This window comes from Ruegeria sp. HKCCA5426 (assembly GCF_013034585.1).
Lineage (GTDB): Bacteria > Pseudomonadota > Alphaproteobacteria > Rhodobacterales > Rhodobacteraceae > Ruegeria.
The window spans coordinates 304,754-319,253 of sequence record NZ_WQGH01000003.1 but is presented as its reverse complement, the minus strand read 5'-3'; the positions used below and the strand labels follow the sequence as shown (position 1 = coordinate 319,253).

The following is a 14,500-nucleotide window of genomic DNA, read 5'->3' as shown; positions in this document are numbered from 1 at the left end:
GAAAGACCGACGGCCTTAGCCCCAATCCGCAAACATCCACGAGGCGGTTGTGGTTTACATTTTCATATCGTTACGTTATTACATATCATTATCTAAATTACGACCTCCCACCCCACGCCAACATGTTGCGAACCCGTCGCCCATACCCACCACGAAAGAAGAAGTGTTTTTAAGCTATGACTGATACCCGCCTTCCCGTTACTGTCCTGTCCGGTTTTCTTGGAGCTGGCAAAACAACCCTGCTGAACCGGGTTCTCAATAATCGTGAAGGCCGGCGTGTCGCCGTCATCGTTAATGACATGTCCGAAGTGAACATCGACGCCGATTTGATCCGGGCCGAAACGGAGCTCCGCCGTACCGGTGAATCTCTGGTTGAAATGTCAAATGGCTGTATCTGCTGCACCCAGCGCGATGATCTGCTGGCCGAGGTCCGGCGACTGGCTGCGGAAGGTCGGTTTGACTATCTCCTGATTGAATCCACTGGTATCTCAGAACCCCTGCCCGTCGCGGCGACTTTTGATTTTCGCGATGAAGACGGTGAAAGCCTGTCTGACGTGGCCCGCCTTGACACGATGGTCACCGTTGTTGACGCGGTGAACCTGCTTAACGACTACTCCAGCCACGACTTCCTTCACCACCGTGGCGAGACCCTTGGCGACGAGGACGATCGCACTCTGGTGCATCTACTGACCGACCAGATCGAATTTGCCGACGTTGTCATCCTGAACAAGGTTGCTGATGCCGGGCCCGAACGCACCGATGCAGCGCGCAAGATCATCCGTAGCCTCAATGCGGATGCAAAAATCATCGAAACGAACCAATCCGAGGTTTCCAGTGATGCCATTCTGGACACTGGCCTTTTCGATTTCGAAAAGGCGCATCAGCACCCCATGTGGGTCAAGGAGCTTTATGGTTTTGCCGACCACGTGCCGGAAACCGAAGAGTATGGCGTTTCGTCCTATGTTTTTCGCGCCGGACAACCCTTTGAGCCCGAGAAAATCCTGGTGCTGCTGAATGGCAATTTGCCCGGTGCGATCCGGGCGAAAGGTCATTTCTGGATTGCAACCCGTCCCGATTGGGTGGCTGAGTTTTCCCTTGCTGGCGCTCTGTCCAGCGTGAAGCCAATCGGAACTTGGTGGGCGTCCGTGCCCGATACCAGATGGCCTGATCACCCGTCAGTGCTTGACTACATCAAACAACACTGGGTCGAGCCTTGGGGCGATCGGCGGCAAGATATTGTGTTTATCGGTGCAGGCATCGACTGGCCATCCCTCAAATCCCGTCTTGAATCCTGCCTGCTATCTCAGGCCGCTGCACCCGGGCCGGATGCCCTTCCATCTGACTTGCCTGACCCGTTTCCGCTGTGGCGCCGAGTGGAGGATGCCGCATGACCTATCATCGCACCGACCTGAACGGCGCAGCCGTCGGAGTGGGCGTATCGGATAAGCCGGACGGATTGGCCAAAATCGAAATGCCGGGGTGCGCGGCGACTATCTGGCGCCGTCAACTTGCGCCGGAATTTCAGGCATGGATCAACACCCTGGACCCATCGCATCTGCCCAAAGCGCTGCTAGTCCTACGCCCTCAGGCCGTTCCGGACGCCCTGAGTCACTTGTGCAACATGGCGGGGATGGACGAAGGTGCAGAACGCACTTGGTTAGAGGATGACATCTCAGACCTCGCCACGCGGTTTGCCGAGATGATGCGCGCACCCTATCTTCGACTTCGCCTAGACGCGATCAAAACCAATGCCTGCAGGAAATTCCACATAGATGCCTTATACGCGCGCCTGATCTGCACCTATCGCGGGACAGGCACGCAATACGGTGTTTCAAGGGATGGCCTTGACCCAGACCGCGTGTTTACCGTGGCAACCGGTGCCCCCATAGTTATGCGCGGCACGCTTTGGCCGCAAAACACTCCGTCGGAGTTACGACATCGCTCGCCACCAATCGCGGGAACGGGTGAGACCCGTCTTGTTCTGGTGCTCGATCCCATTTTTGACTTCGAAGAAGACGTCTGATGCCGCGAAATCTTGGCCAGACGAAACTCAGAAAGCGACGCCGCGCCGAAAATCCGATGCGCGAGTTTGACCGCCTGCCTCCGGTCTTGCGTGCGTGGGTATCTCAAGCCGCGTTGCCTTGGCGTCCACGATCAGTCCTTCGTGCCTATCAGAAAGCGCTGGCCCATACAGGTGATCATGGCCGTGCCCTAGAGGAACTGGGCCGCCTTGAAGCCTTGCAACTTGCCAAAGATAGCAAAGGCGCAGCATTAGCATGATATGTTTGGACCTCACCGAAAACGATCTGAAAGGGCGACTTCCTCGCCCGTCAAACCAGCCCCCATAATCTCACGGTGTCCGGAGTTGAACAGCCTGTAGACTTTCGCAAGGTTGTGCAGTTGAACCGAATACGTGTAAGCGTCGTGATCACGACACTACAATGATTTGGGCGCGTCTTGGGCAACGACAATAATGATAATCCGGTGGATGACTTACTGCGCGCCCGTCTGCGCATTCCAGTTGGAGCAGACTTTAGGTTAAGGGTCTTGCGGTACCTGATGGAGGGCGTTGACTGGATCAACCGCACCACGACTGGTCAGGCTTTCTTTGCCCTGAAAGAAACCGAAGAGATATTGTCGGAGCTTGGTGAACGCACCGGGCCAGAGTTGGTGCGCGCGGTTTTGCAGATGAACCACGGAACCACGATACGCGCGCACGGGCTTGAGAATATTCCGACCCAAGGCCCGGTCGTCATCGCCTCGACCCATCCGATCGGGACCTTCGATTTTCTTGCCCATGCGGGGGCATTGCAGGACCATCGCGCGGACCTGAAGGTTGTCGCCGGGCGCGAAGCTGAAAGGTTTTTGGGCCGCGATCTGATCGTCCCGGTGGATCTGGATCAAAAGGACAGGGTTTTGACGGCCCGACAGACCCGTGCCGGAATGTTGCAACACCTTAAGAAAGACGGCGCCCTGCTCGTGTTCGGCTCTGGCCGGGTTCCGTATTTGAAAGGTGACCGTCTGGTCGAACCTCCCTGGAGGACCGGGGTAACCCGTGTTTCAGCAGAGGCCGGGGCGCCAATCGTTCCCGCATCGGCAAACATGCGCAACTCTCGGCACTACTACCGGACGCGCCGTCTGGCTGGGGTCCTGAGTGGGGGCAACGACGAGTTTGGGCGCAAAGTCGCGTCTCTGCGATACGTGTCAGAGTTGATTGCTAAGCTTGGCGGCTCATATGATGTCTATTACGGCCCGGTTCAGCAAGCAGGCACCGCACCCGACATTCTGAAAAGACTGTCCGAAGGGTTGGTTCCCGACCTCTATGACCAATAGTGGCGCTTAGCTTTTCCCGGCCTTATAAATCCCGGTCCTTTGCCCGGTCGCGCTCCTGCAGCGCGCGGATACGCATTCGTTGCGCCGCCTGGATATGAGCGCGCATTTCAGATTCTGCCGCAGCACCGTCGCGCGCTTTCAACGCGACCATGATGCGCCGGTGTTCCGCCACGGCTGACGCGGCCCGTTCACTGTCCAAAAGCTGTGAGGGTCCCAGAATCAACAACGCCTTTTGCAAGGACAATGTGGATTTCGTCAGAAATCTGTTCTTTGCCGCATCCAACAACGTGGCGTGGAAAATCTTGTTGATCCGCACGGCATCCGGCCCTGTGCCTGCCTCGGCCAGCCGGTCATTGAGAACGTCCAGCTCATCCAACTCAATGTCAGAGGCAGCCCGCGCAGCAAGTCGCGCCGCAGTCCCTTCAAGCACTGCGCGCATCTCATACAGCTCCATCACTTCGGCATAGTCGAGGCTGCGGACCGTCGCGCCCAGACGCGGAACATGCGTAACCAGCCCATCCGCCTCTAGCTGTCGGATCGCTTCCCGCACAGGGGTGCGGCTAACGCCCAGCCGTTCCGACAACTCTATCTCGCGCAGACGATCACCCGGCAGCAAAGCCCCTGCGCGAATTTCATCCAGCAGGGATTGATAGGCAGAGCTGCCCTGCGGTCCGGGCTTAATCTGATCGTCCTGAATGCTCATAACGCCTGTACTTGCATGCTGCGTCCAATTGTATACATATGGATACAAAATGAGTCAATGCCGATGGAACACGAGAGTTGGCCAATCAAGACATTTTTCATTCTCTGCTGATGAAGCGATTCGTGACCGCTGGCCTTGCGGTTCTTGGCACAGGGGTCTTTTGGGTTTTGGGCCTGCCGCTGCCGTTTTTGTTCGGCCCGATGACAGCTTGCCTGATGGCTGCTCTGGCCCATGCGCCGATGGAAGGCTTCGGACAGGTTTCTGTTGCGGCGCGGACAATTCTGGGTGTTGCAGTCGGCGCGTCGATTACCCCCAGCCTGTTTGCCGAACTGCCCAAAATGGCGGCCTCGATCATGCTGATCCCGTTGTTCATCCTCCTGATCGCCCTGATTGGTGTGCCGTTCTTTCGCAAGCTATGGGGGTTTGACACCACAACCGCATTCTATGCCGCCATGCCCGGTGGCCTTCAGGACATGATCATTTTCGGAACCGAAGCCGGGGCCAACCCGCGTACCTTGTCCCTGATCCACGGTACGCGCGTTCTGATCATCGTGACGTTGGCCCCTATTTTCCTGGCAGTTTTCTACGATGCGGACCTGACAAACCCCATTGGGCAACCCGCCAGCGAGCTACCCATTCACGAGGTTCTGCTAATGGTTCTGGCCGCGGTTGTAGGCTGGAAAGGGGGTGAGAGGATTGGGTTGTTCGGCGCGTCCATTCTGGGCCCCATGATTTTGACAGCCGCGTTGTCGCTGGGCGATTTCATACACTCGCGCCCCCCACGCGAGGCTATCTTGGCGGCGCAGTTCTTTATCGGCTGCACCATCGGGGTGAAATTCGTTGGCGTCACTTGGCGAGAGCTTCAGCGCGTTGTCGCCGCCGGTTTCGCCTATGTCGTAGTGCTTGCGGTCTTGGCGGCAGGGTTCACAGCCATCGTTACCACTTTGGGATTGGGGCGTCCGGTCGAAGCATTCCTTGCTTTCGCACCCGGCGGACAGGCGGAAATGACGGTGCTGGCGATTGTATCAGGCGCGGATCTGGGGTTTGTCATCACGCACCACCTGACGCGAATTGTGCTGGTCATCATTGGCGCGCCGATTGCCGCAAACCTAATCCTGCGATTGTCCAAACCGAAGGACTACCCCTGATTTGTAATCGTTTCGCCTTGGGTCAGCACTTGGTTCAGTGGGCCCGCCGGATGACGAGGTTTTCAGGCTTAAACAACAAGCCAACTTGCGGGGTCGGGCATTGGCCGCCGCCACAGATTTAACGAATCTCGATTATGTGGCATTCTCTGGATTGGGCGCTAATAGGCCAACCCATTTTGGTCAGGCGCCCACGCTTTGGGAGGAGCCAGATATGAACTTGAGACCTGATCCCACTTTTCACGCAACCCCTAAACTTGCAATGGAGGCTCCGGCGGAAACGCTGGCCTTTACTTTGATGCTCAGTCCGGACGGTTCGAAACCGGATGGGTTAGCAGTTATCGACGTTGATCCGAATTCCAAAACCTACAGCAAGATTGTTCACAAACTCATTATGCCCAACAAAGGTGATGAGTTTCATCACTTCGGGTGGAACGCTTGCTCGTCTGCGCTGTCCCCTCTGACCGGGCACGCCTTTCTTGAGCGCAGGTACCTGATCATTCCCGGCATTCGATCCTCACGCATCTACGTGATCGACGTCAAAGAGCCGCTCAAGGCGAAAATCCACAAGATCATTGAACCCGAAGAGGTGTTTGCCAAGACAGGATACTCGCGCCCGCATACAATCCATTGCGGCCCCGAAGGTATCTATGTCTCGACGCTTGGGGGTGGTGGCAAAGACGGCACAGACGGACCACCCGGCATTTTCATCATGGATTGTGAAAGCTTCGAAATCCTCGGCCGATACGAGATGGACCGGGGTGAGCAAACCAAGCACTACGACTTCTGGTGGAACCTTCCGCGCGATTACATGGTGAGCTCGGAATGGGGCCTGCCCCCGCAATTCGAAAACGGGATCGTGGCCGAGGATTTACTGTCCAACAAATACGGTCACAAAATTCACTTCTGGAACCTGCGCGAACGCCGCAACGTCCAGACCATCGACCTTGGCGAAAACCACCAGATGGCGCTGGAAATCCGGCCTGCGCATGATCCGGCAAAAGATTATGGGTTCTGCGGGGTCGTTGTGGATACGACCAACCTGCAGGGTTCGATTTTCACGTGGTGGCAGAAGGACGATGGCACGTTCGAGGCGAAGAAAACGATCACGATCGACCCCCGGCCAGAAAAGGCCGAAAACCTTCCACCCCTGTTGCAGGGGTTCGAGGCCGTGCCGCCATTGGTAACCGACATCGACCTGAGCCTGGATGACAAGTACCTTTACGTCGCATGTTGGGGTCAGGGTGAAATGCACCAATATGATGTATCCGACCCAATGAAACCCAAACTGACTGGCAAGGTCGAGCTGGGCGGGATTGCGCGTGGGACGAAACACCCCAACGGCAAGGCTTTTGCCTATGGTCCACAGATGGTCGAAATCAGTCGTGACGGCAAGCGGGTCTACTGGACCAATTCGTTGTATTCGACATGGGACGACCAGTTCTACCCCGATGACGAGGGCGGCCAGATGGTGATGGCCAATGCCGGTGAAAATGGCGGTTTGGAGCTGGACAAGGACTTCTATGTCACTTTTCCAAAGGGGTATCGCAGCCACCAAATCCGTCTGGAAGGCGGCGATTGTTCAACCGACAGTTTCTGCTACCCGTCTGTCTGACACGTGGACGGATTAGATACGGCAGCAGCTCTTTGGTGGGCTGTTGTCGCTTCGGGCATATATCACGGGATCAACCCCGGTATGGGTTGGCCTCTGGCGGTGTCTGCGGCACTGATGGACAAAAGCGGCAACAGTCTGCTCAAGGCGCTGCTCGCCTTGGCAACCGGGCATCTTCTGGCGATGGCGGCCATCCTGTTTCCTTTTACAGCATTGCTGTTTCTGGCCGAGTGGCAGCGGGAAATCCAGATTGCCGCGTCGTGCCTTGTGATTGGCCTGGGCCTTTACCTGCTTTTCAATCGCCGCCACCCGCGCTTCCTTGCGCGCGTGCCTCCGACAAGGCTTGTGCTGTGGTCATTTCTGGCTGCGATAGCGCACGGAGCGGGCCTGATGCTGGTTCCGATCTACCTGGGTATTTGCCGCACCGTCGCCACAAACGCAGGTCACGCAGCCGCGTCTGACCTGATGACCGGAAATGCCGGAATTGCGGTTGCTGTTGCCCTTGCCCACACCTTAGCCATGACTATTTCCGGCGGCCTGCTTGCCTTTGGCGTCTATCATTGGCTAGGCCTCAGGTTTCTGTCGAAAAGCTGGTTCAATCTGGATCTGGTTTGGGCACTAAGCCTGATCCTAGTGGGGACATTGTCGCTGATATTCACCCACTAAGCTGCCCAACCTTTGGCAATTCGACGATCGGAACTTGGTATGGTTCGCTGCGGAGATGAGCGAATGCCTTGCCATCCCGATGATCAAAAACGGATTTATGGCGTTTCAACGCGCGTCGCCTGAAAACACCGGGCGCAGTTTCTACTTTGTCGGTTCAACAGATTAACGGCTGAATTCGTGGTTGGCTGGGTTTTGGAAACAAGCCTAAATTAACGGCTTTGGACAAAGCGCATCCTGAGGTAAGTTATGGCCAGTTGTAAGATTTTCAGATTTCGCGTTTTTTGGCCGTGCGCGTAACGCCTTGAGACAGAAAGGATTTTTCGTTTGAAGCACAAATTCAAGATACTGACAGGATTGGCGGTGCTGTCTTTCGGCTGCGCCTTTTTGTTTCAATTGCATCGCGCCTTTACAGACCCAGAGCTGGCCCTGGGTACAAGATGCAAAATCATGTGGCACGACGCAGGGTATCGAGTTCCGTTTCGCAGAACCGAAGAACGTCACATCAGCCACGAAGGATTCCTGATCAGCATCGGGTTACAAGACCCTTCGGGAACTGAATTGGACCCCGGTTTTTGCGCATATGATCCGTTTTCGGACACCCCGAAACTGGTTGAGATGCGCAATGGCTAAGTTCCACGAGCGAACATCGTAGGCTGCATCCGTTTTGGTTGACTAAGGGGGGGCACCGCAACGGCTGTGAGTGCGTGGTACGTTAGCTGCGGGCCGCACCCCCTTATCCTACCGAACTCCCCTCAGCGGACGATCTCGCCACGCTATCCGGCAGGATTGCCGAATATGTGGCTGAAGCCCGGCGATATGGCTTGCGCCCCGCCGCCAAATTTATACGCAGTTTTGCCAACACCGGTACGCATGGGCGCGGCGTGATTGGACGGGAACTCATAAAATTTTGGCGCAACCTCGCAAGCCTCAGGCGACCGGACGAACCACTTAACAATAAGTGAAGTCGCAAGCGCAAAGAGGGGTTCGAGATGAACAAAAGACCGTCGCTATCATTGCTTATTGTCTTGGCTGTAACCGGCATCGCGTCAGCCATAGGAGGCCCCTTTGTCGGAGTTTCAGCATTTTTTGGCATCGTCCTGATAAGCGCCATCATCGTCGGTGGACGCTCAGAGAAACGCAGCCTTGCGGCCCAACGCGCCTGACGACCCGTGCAGAACCATACATCGTACGTTTGTGGCGGCTTACTGGTCGTGGCAGCCTCATAAGCTAGGCAGAAACAATGCCAAGCCGGGGAACGCGATCAGTAGAACCACCAACAAGATCGAGCAAAAAATAAACGGGAAAGCTGATGTATAGATTTCGCGCATTGTGGTACCCGGCGGCGCGACGCCTTTCATAACAAACAGCAACAACCCGAATGGCGGGGTGGTGAAGCTGATTTCAAGCGAAAGCAACATGATCAGGCCGAACCAGATGGGATCGAACCCAAGCGTCTGCGCCAGCGGAAAGAAGATTGGCACGGTCAGCAACATGATCGAGATCTGCTCCATGAACATGCCAAGCAGCAGCAAGACAGCGAACATCACGGTCAGCATGGCCAACGGGGCAAGTTCAAATGCGATGGCCCAGTTCACCAATCCTCGTGACGCTCCGGAAAATGCCAAAAGCTGACTGAACGTGGCCGAGCCAAAGACAATCAGATAGGCCATCAGCGTAACCTTGAGGGCACCGATGACCGACTTTTTGATCGCCTCCCACGAGAGGCAGCGGAATATGGCAGCCAGGATCAACACGCCCAATGCGCCAAATGCTGCGGCCTCGGACGGGGTGACAAAGCCTTTAATCATCAAGATGATGATCACGACCATGACGCCAACCATCGGCACGACCTCGGTCATGAGCAGTTTCAGGCGGTATGCCAAAGACATAGGCTCCACGTCGTAGGCCGGAGCCGCGTTTGGGTCCAACCGTGTTTGGAGCCAGATCGTACCAATGTAAAAGAAGGCGAGTATCAGGCCCGGAATGACGCCCGCGATCAGCAAGGCCGCCACGTCTATCTGTGCCAGCGTGGCCAGAAGAACGGCAAGCGCCGAGGGCGGTATGATGATCGCCAAGCCACCCGTTCCCAATATTGGTCCAATGCTCATATACGACTTGTAACCGCGGCGGTTCATTTCAGGCACCATCAGCGACCCCAAAAGCGCGGTTGAGCCCATTGACGACCCCGACAAAGTGGAAAACGCGGTGCCGCCCAGAACCGTTACGTAGCTCAGCCGCCCCGGCAGGCGGCCCAACAGCTTATCTATCGCGCTGAACATGCGCCCACCTAACCCGGTGTGAAAGAAGATCTCTCCCATCAACAGAAACAGCGGGATTGGCATCAGCGCATATTTGGTCAACGCGCCCAGCCCGTTGTTGAGCAGTTGCGTAACCCCCCGTTCACCCCCCATGAAAATCCAGGCGCCCAGAATGTTGGCCGCAAGAAACGCCAGCGCAACAGGCATTCCAATGGCCATCAGGAACACTATTGACCCAAGCAGCAGGGCAAGCGCTTCGTACCATTCCATTATTCGTGTATCCCTGCTTCTCCGCTGTGCATCAGCTCGGGTCCGAAGACAAAGCGCGAAAATTCAACCGCCATCATTCCAAACGAAAGCGGAAAGGCGATCGTCAGCATCCATCGGGGGAAATAGTAAGCGCGGGTGTCATAGTCCCCGCGTTCGATATTCGTCAGGACCAGGTCGGCCCCTTGCCAGGCAAGGATGAGGCAGACCAGAACACAGGCGGCAGCCACCGAACGGCTGACAATCCGGCGCAAACCAATCGGCAGCGCCGCTGTCACCAGTTCGATGTGGACATGGCCCTTTTCCCGTACCAGCCAAGGCGCGCCCAGCATGGTCATGTACAACAGCCCGTATTCTGCAGACGTAAACAGCCAAGCAAAGGGTTGCAGCCCGGCATTTCGCATCAGAACTGACGTGATGACGGATAGCATCAGCCAAACCAGCAAAAGACCAGCGATTATGGCCATGCCAAACAGCACTGCATCATAGATCCTTTTCATCATCCCGCCTGCTTTGCCCCAGAAATGTTATAGGCCCGTCCAACCAGAACGGGCCTGTCTTTGGACTTAGTTTGCAGCGTCGAGATCGTAGAACAGCTCGATCAGGCGATCATAGTTATCAGTGCCGCCGGGCTGTTCGGCCATCAGACCTTTCATACGCTCCCACGTCTTTTCGCGGGCCGCTGCAAGGTAGTTTGCCTTTGCTTCCCCTTCCAGACTGACAACTGTCATTCCCGCTGCATCAAGGGCCGCAAAGTCTTCGTCGCGTTTGCTGCGAAGGGCTTCAACACTGTCTTTTTCGTGTTGGATCGCGACGTCTTGCAGGATCGTGCGCGCTTCTTCAGACAACGAGTTCCAACGGTCGAGGTTCACGATGACACCAAGATCGGTCGAGAAGAAGCATGGCTCGATACGAAAGTTCAGGAACTCGTTCCATTTCAGGTCAATCAGGCCAATCTGGGTCCAGCCCGTCGCATCAACAACACCACGTTGCAGCGCCGAGTAAACCTCGCCAGTCGGCAGGTCGATCACCTGTGCGCCAAGGTAGTTTGTGAAAAAGGCGTTGTAGACGTTGTTGCCGCGCAGCTTCAGCCCTTCGACTTCCAGATTGCCGTCGGCATCAAAGCTGGGCTCGTTACGAGTCCAAAGGTTGTAGCAGACGCCGCTGTCGAACCAGCCAAGGTACTTCAGGCCCATTTTGTCCTGATGAATTTGGTCGATCAGTTCTGTTCCGCCATTTTCGCGGGTTTCAATAGCGGTCAGGTTCGAGGCGACCATCGCGTCTTTTTCGGGCAGCGCGCCACCATAGAACGAGCCTGGGGTATAAACCATGTCGACGACACCGTCGCGAACCGCATCGGGTTGTTGGAACATGCCAATGGCTTCCGGACCGCCGCGCACGTCTATCTGGATGACTCCTTTGCCCGCTTCGTTAACTTTGTCGACAAAGTCCAGAAAGCTCTGGGTGTAAATCAGCGTTTCGGGAAAGGCGTGAACGGCCGAGATGGTTTCTTCGGCTCTGGCCGTTCCGGCGACGATTACGGCCCCTGCCAACAGGGCAGCCAATGAGTTCATTTTCATAAGTCTTCCTCCACTTGTTGAAGGGGCATTTTTTGGTCTCACCCCATTTCAGGCCGCTTGGCCTGTATTACGCCGTCTTCACGCGACGTGTCCTAATTCGGTTTATTCGGCCACGCCCAAGGGGCGGCCTTGTTGCGGTTTTTCCTATGCGCGCCGATTGCCTGCATATGCTGCCGGGTCAGGTCGATGTCGTCCCAGCCGTTGATCAGTTTCACACGCCATCCTTCGTCCAGCTCAAAGGTCACCTTTAGGTCACCAAGGGTCAGTCGGCTTGCGGGCAAATCAATCGAAACCTGGGCCGGGGCATCCTTCAACGCGTGCTGTAGCTGCATCACCTTCTGGGCATCGACCTGCGCAGGCAGCAGGCCGTTGTTGATCGCATTGTTGGCAAAGATGTCACCGAAACTGGGCGCGATGACCGCGCGAATGCCCGCATCGACCAGCGCATAAACCGCAGCCTCACGCGACGACCCGCTTCCAAAGTTATGCCCGGCGACCAGAATACTGATCCCTTCGTGACGGTTCAGCGGAAAATCTGCGGACAGTTGTTCGTCATCGCCCCGCCGCATGTCGTGCAGCAGATACTGGCCATATCCCTCGCTGCGTGGGGCCGACATGAAACGCGCCGGGATCAATTGATCCGTGTCGATATTGTCGATCGCCAGCGCCAAGGCGTGCCCCTTTTGTGTGCTCCAACCAGCCATTATGCCGCCCTGCCCTGAATAAGCGGCCTGACATCTGTGATTGTGCCCGTTACGGCCGCTGCGGCAACCATCGCCGGGGACATCAGATGCGTTCGCGCACCGCGTCCCTGACGCCCACGGAAATTGCGGTTGGTCGAGGATGCGCAGCGCTTACCCTCGGCCACAACGTCGCCATTCATGCCGACGCACATTGAACAACCCGACGCGGCCCACTCCAACCCGGCATCTTGGAAAATCCTGTCCAACCCTTCGGCTTCGGCCTGTGCCTTGACACGTTCCGATCCGGGCACAACAAGCCCCGGTACGCGCGCCCGGCGCCCTGACAAAACCAAAGCAGCCTCGCGAAGGTCTTCAATGCGCCCATTCGTACACGAGCCGATAAAAACCTGATCTACAGGAATACCGTCCAAGGGTTGCCCTGGTGCCAATCCCATGTAATCCAATGCTTCACGCGCCAAGTTTGACGTGGCTGGATCGCTGGGGTCCTGAGCGGGAATATTGGCCGTTATAGGCAGGGCCTGCTCTGGGCTGGTGCCCCAAGTGACAGTTGGCGAAATGTCAGCCGCGCCCAGGGTGATATCGCGGTCAAAAACAGCCTTTTTGTCCGTGACCAGACCGCGCCACACCTGTCGCGCGCTTTGCAGGTCTGCCCCCGAAGGGGCGTACTCGCGCCCTTCGAGATAGGCAAACGTGACCTCGTCAGGTGCGACCATGCCAAACCGCGCCCCACCTTCGATTGAGAGGTTGCACAGAGTCATTCGCCCCTCCATCGACAGATCCCGTATCGTTTGCCCCGCGTATTCAATCGCATGACCCTGCGCACCGCCGCTGCCCAGTTGCGCGATCCAGTTCAGGGCAATGTCCTTGGCCGTTACACCAAACCCTAAACGACCTTCGACGTTGATGCGCATCGCCTTGGGTTTGCGCTGCCAGACCGTCTGCGTCGCCAGCACATGCGCAACCTCGGTCGCCCCGATCCCGAACGCCAGCGCACCAAATGCTCCGTGAGTGGATGTGTGGCTGTCCCCGCAATTGATAAGCAGTCCGGGCAAAGTCAGGCCCAACTCGGGCCCAATCACGTGAACGATGCCCTGCGAAGGGTCGCTCAGATCGAAAATCCTGAGGTTGTGAGCCGACGCATTGTTTCGCAGGGTTTCGATCATCCGGGCAATCTTTGGATCGGCAATCCGTTCCCGGCTTCGTGTGGGCGCGTAATGATCTGCCACCGCAAAGGTGAGGGCTGGTTCAGCCACAGGCAGGCCGCGCTCGGCCAGCTTGGCAAAGGCATGATGCGACCCTTCATGTACAAAGTGTCGATCCACCCAAAGCAGCGACACACCATCCTCGCGCCTCAGAACCTCATGCGAGGCCCAGAGTTTGTCGAGCATGGTGCGCGGTGCGTTCACTTCCCGACCTCCTCGCTGCGTCCGATCGCAGGTTCCCAGTGCCGGGCCGAGCCGGTTCCCACGCGCGCCAAGGGCATCTCGAGCCGAAACATGTCAGAGCGATAGAGGCCGGAAAGATATTCGACCCCATTGCCTTCGACGTCCCGAACGATCCGCTTGAGCGACAACAGAGCCGAGCCGACAGCGATGCCCAATGCGTCGGCCACATCAGGCCCCGCCAAGGTCGCCGAAACGGTTTGATGCGCTTCCTCGATCTGCACGCCGCTGCGCTCCAGCAGTTTGAAAAGCGGTGTCGTTGCGAGGTCACTTTCCGAATAGTTCTGCGCAATCGAAGCAGGTACGTAGGTCGTCAGATGTGAAAACGGAACATCATCAGTCAGGCGCACGCGCGTAGCGATCTGCACCTGCTGGTCACTCGGCAGCCCCATGGCCGATGCCACCACCTCCGGCGCCTTGCCGTATGAAAAGGACAAAAGCCGCGCGGTGGTGCTGTGCCCCATTTCAACCAGTTGCGGCATCAGCGTGTTGAAGTCCATCGCAGCAGGTGCCCCAAGGGTGGATTGGCCCGAAACCCGGGTGCCGCTACCTGCCTGACGTTCTATCAGACCATTTCGAGAAAGCGCGTCCAGCGCCCGCCGAATTGTGACACGCGAGACCCCGAATTTTTCAGCCAACCGCTGTTCACCGGGCAAAGTTTCCCCTGACGCAAGCTGCCCTTCGGTGATCTGATCATGCAGATGCAGATAGACGCGCTGCGCCTTGGTCCCGTCCGGAAGATTGGCCGCGTTGATCTTGTTCACCCGATGATTCCCCTTTCACAGCGCCT

The 14,500-nt window shown here is 56.9% G+C and carries 16 protein-coding genes; 9 read left to right on the top strand and 7 right to left on the bottom strand.

Annotated features, from left to right (window positions below):
• Positions 1 to 176 precede the first annotated feature (176 nt).
• The 4 genes from GOV87_RS06700 (at position 177) to GOV87_RS06685 (ending at position 3,333) form a co-directional block, all read left to right on the top strand.
• Complete coding sequence (locus tag GOV87_RS06700) at positions 177 to 1,391, top strand: GTP-binding protein (protein WP_171211239.1); 1,215 nt, start codon at positions 177 to 179, stop codon at positions 1,389 to 1,391.
• The gene (locus GOV87_RS06695) at positions 1,388 to 2,023 is read left to right on the top strand and encodes a DUF1826 domain-containing protein (RefSeq protein ID WP_171211238.1); all 636 of its coding nucleotides are present in this window, start codon (positions 1,388 to 1,390) and stop codon (positions 2,021 to 2,023) included. Before GOV87_RS06700 ends, GOV87_RS06695 begins: the two co-directional genes overlap by 4 nt.
• Entirely contained in the window at positions 2,023 to 2,280 is a 258-nt protein-coding gene (locus tag GOV87_RS06690; RefSeq protein WP_171211237.1) for a DUF6525 family protein, read from the top strand. The genes GOV87_RS06695 and GOV87_RS06690 overlap by 1 nt, the downstream gene beginning before the upstream one ends.
• Positions 2,281 to 2,484: 204 nt before the next feature.
• The gene (locus GOV87_RS06685) at positions 2,485 to 3,333 is read left to right on the top strand and encodes a 1-acyl-sn-glycerol-3-phosphate acyltransferase (RefSeq protein ID WP_171126279.1); all 849 of its coding nucleotides are present in this window, start codon (positions 2,485 to 2,487) and stop codon (positions 3,331 to 3,333) included.
• A 22-nt stretch (positions 3,334 to 3,355) separates the two neighbouring features.
• Here GOV87_RS06685 and GOV87_RS06680 read toward each other — a convergent pair whose 3' ends face one another.
• Complete coding sequence (locus GOV87_RS06680) at positions 3,356 to 4,036, bottom strand: GntR family transcriptional regulator (protein ID WP_171211236.1); 681 nt, start codon at positions 4,034 to 4,036, stop codon at positions 3,356 to 3,358.
• Between the two features lie 110 nt (positions 4,037 to 4,146).
• Between GOV87_RS06680 and GOV87_RS06675 the strand changes: the two genes are divergently transcribed.
• The 5 genes from GOV87_RS06675 to GOV87_RS06655 all read left to right on the top strand — a co-directional run bounded on the left by GOV87_RS06675 (position 4,147) and on the right by GOV87_RS06655 (position 8,622).
• Positions 4,147 to 5,184 carry an AbrB family transcriptional regulator gene (locus GOV87_RS06675; RefSeq protein ID WP_171211316.1) on the top strand — a complete coding sequence of 346 codons (1,038 nt, stop codon included), beginning with the start codon at positions 4,147 to 4,149 and terminating at the stop codon, positions 5,182 to 5,184.
• 211 nt (positions 5,185 to 5,395) lie between these two features.
• On the top strand, positions 5,396 to 6,796 hold the full coding sequence (locus GOV87_RS06670; RefSeq protein ID WP_171211235.1) for a selenium-binding protein SBP56-related protein: 1,401 nt from the start codon (positions 5,396 to 5,398) through the stop codon (positions 6,794 to 6,796).
• A gap of 3 nt (positions 6,797 to 6,799) precedes the next feature.
• Complete coding sequence (locus GOV87_RS06665) at positions 6,800 to 7,459, top strand: hypothetical protein (RefSeq protein ID WP_171211234.1); 660 nt, start codon at positions 6,800 to 6,802, stop codon at positions 7,457 to 7,459.
• 324 nt (positions 7,460 to 7,783) lie between these two features.
• Positions 7,784 to 8,089, top strand: a complete 306-nt coding sequence (locus tag GOV87_RS06660) for a hypothetical protein (RefSeq protein ID WP_171211233.1) — start codon at positions 7,784 to 7,786, stop codon at positions 8,087 to 8,089.
• A gap of 359 nt (positions 8,090 to 8,448) precedes the next feature.
• The gene (locus GOV87_RS06655; protein ID WP_171127132.1) at positions 8,449 to 8,622 is read left to right on the top strand and encodes a hypothetical protein; all 174 of its coding nucleotides are present in this window, start codon (positions 8,449 to 8,451) and stop codon (positions 8,620 to 8,622) included.
• A gap of 57 nt (positions 8,623 to 8,679) precedes the next feature.
• Here the strand turns inward: GOV87_RS06655 and GOV87_RS06650 are convergent, their stop codons facing one another.
• From GOV87_RS06650 to GOV87_RS06625, 6 genes are all read right to left on the bottom strand, one after another.
• Positions 8,680 to 9,987 (bottom strand): TRAP transporter large permease, encoded by a 1,308-nt coding sequence (locus GOV87_RS06650; RefSeq protein ID WP_171211232.1) that lies wholly within the window; start codon positions 9,985 to 9,987, stop codon positions 8,680 to 8,682.
• A complete protein-coding gene (locus GOV87_RS06645) occupies positions 9,987 to 10,484 on the bottom strand; it encodes a TRAP transporter small permease (protein WP_371808254.1) in 498 nt (165 codons plus the stop codon). The genes GOV87_RS06650 and GOV87_RS06645 overlap by 1 nt, the downstream gene beginning before the upstream one ends.
• Positions 10,485 to 10,550: 66 nt before the next feature.
• Positions 10,551 to 11,558, bottom strand: coding sequence for a TRAP transporter substrate-binding protein DctP (gene dctP / locus GOV87_RS06640; RefSeq protein ID WP_171127138.1), 1,008 nt, complete (start codon positions 11,556 to 11,558; stop codon positions 10,551 to 10,553).
• Positions 11,559 to 11,656: 98 nt separating this feature from the next.
• Positions 11,657 to 12,268 carry a 3-isopropylmalate dehydratase small subunit gene (leuD, locus tag GOV87_RS06635; RefSeq protein ID WP_171211230.1) on the bottom strand — a complete coding sequence of 204 codons (612 nt, stop codon included), beginning with the start codon at positions 12,266 to 12,268 and terminating at the stop codon, positions 11,657 to 11,659.
• Positions 12,268 to 13,674, bottom strand: a complete 1,407-nt coding sequence (leuC, locus tag GOV87_RS06630; protein ID WP_171211229.1) for a 3-isopropylmalate dehydratase large subunit — start codon at positions 13,672 to 13,674, stop codon at positions 12,268 to 12,270. The genes leuD and leuC overlap by 1 nt, the downstream gene beginning before the upstream one ends.
• Complete coding sequence (locus GOV87_RS06625) at positions 13,671 to 14,474, bottom strand: GntR family transcriptional regulator (RefSeq protein ID WP_171123847.1); 804 nt, start codon at positions 14,472 to 14,474, stop codon at positions 13,671 to 13,673. The genes leuC and GOV87_RS06625 overlap by 4 nt, the downstream gene beginning before the upstream one ends.
• Positions 14,475 to 14,500 lie beyond the last annotated feature (26 nt).

Excerpts from the sequence above, each read along its gene's own strand:
- GOV87_RS06700 (WP_171211239.1), top strand. The coding sequence starts at position 177 with ATGACTGATACCCGCCTTCCCGTTACTGTCCTGTCCGGTTTTCTTGGA.
- GOV87_RS06695 (WP_171211238.1), top strand. The coding sequence starts at position 1,388 with ATGACCTATCATCGCACCGACCTGAACGGCGCAGCCGTCGGAGTGGGC.
- GOV87_RS06690 (WP_171211237.1), top strand. The coding sequence starts at position 2,023 with ATGCCGCGAAATCTTGGCCAGACGAAACTCAGAAAGCGACGCCGCGCC.
- GOV87_RS06680 (WP_171211236.1), bottom strand. The coding sequence starts at position 4,036 with ATGAGCATTCAGGACGATCAGATTAAGCCCGGACCGCAGGGCAGCTCT.
- GOV87_RS06675 (WP_171211316.1), top strand. The coding sequence starts at position 4,147 with ATGAAGCGATTCGTGACCGCTGGCCTTGCGGTTCTTGGCACAGGGGTC.
- GOV87_RS06670 (WP_171211235.1), top strand. The coding sequence starts at position 5,396 with ATGAACTTGAGACCTGATCCCACTTTTCACGCAACCCCTAAACTTGCA.
- GOV87_RS06655 (WP_171127132.1), top strand. The coding sequence starts at position 8,449 with ATGAACAAAAGACCGTCGCTATCATTGCTTATTGTCTTGGCTGTAACC.
- GOV87_RS06650 (WP_171211232.1), bottom strand. The coding sequence starts at position 9,987 with ATGGAATGGTACGAAGCGCTTGCCCTGCTGCTTGGGTCAATAGTGTTC.
- GOV87_RS06645 (WP_371808254.1), bottom strand. The coding sequence starts at position 10,484 with ATGAAAAGGATCTATGATGCAGTGCTGTTTGGCATGGCCATAATCGCT.
- dctP (WP_171127138.1), bottom strand. The coding sequence starts at position 11,558 with ATGAACTCATTGGCTGCCCTGTTGGCAGGGGCCGTAATCGTCGCCGGA.
- leuD (WP_171211230.1), bottom strand. The coding sequence starts at position 12,268 with ATGGCTGGTTGGAGCACACAAAAGGGGCACGCCTTGGCGCTGGCGATC.